The sequence below is a fragment of the Pseudomonas oryzihabitans genome (assembly GCF_032027545.1).
GTDB lineage: Bacteria > Pseudomonadota > Gammaproteobacteria > Pseudomonadales > Pseudomonadaceae > Chryseomonas > Chryseomonas oryzihabitans_F.
This window is the reverse complement of the sequence record NZ_JAVSJB010000102.1, coordinates 1-550: the sequence shown is the minus strand read 5'-3', so window position 1 is coordinate 550 and position 550 is coordinate 1. Positions and strand designations below refer to the sequence as shown.

The following is a 550-nucleotide window of genomic DNA, read 5'->3' as shown; positions in this document are numbered from 1 at the left end:
TATCCAGGCCCAGCGCCTGGACCTCACCGCCGCCACCCTGGACAACTACAACGGCAAGGTCTCGGCCCTGGGTGGCAATGCCCTGCTCAAGACCGGCAGCGTCGACAACCGCAACGGTAGCCTCTACGGCAAGGGCCTGGTCCAGGTCCGTGGTGGCAGCTTCGACAACAGCGGCGACAACGATGGCCAGGTCTTCGGCAGCCAGATCGACTTCGGCCTGAGTGGCGCGCTGAACAACCGCCTGGGCATCATCGAAAGCAGCAGCACCCTGAGCCTGGCGGCCGCCAGCCTGGACAACACCAACGGCCAGCTGCGCGCCCTGGGTACCAGCGGCACCACCCAACTGACCCTGGGTGGCTGGCTGGACAACACCAATGGCCGCTTGGAAAGCGCCAACTCGAATCTGCAACTCTCTATCGGTGGCCTGACCAACACCAACGGTACCCTGCTGCACGTGGGCACCGGCACCTTCGGCCTAGGCCTGCCGCTGCTGCAGAACTCCGGTGGCAGCGTCACCAGTAACGGCACCCTGACCCTGAACGGCAGCAAC

At 65.3% G+C, this 550-nt stretch carries 1 protein-coding gene; it reads left to right on the top strand.

The features are described from left to right. Positions 1-550: hypothetical protein (locus RND78_RS27905; protein ID WP_312733471.1), on the top strand; the 550-nt coding region annotated here is incomplete at both ends.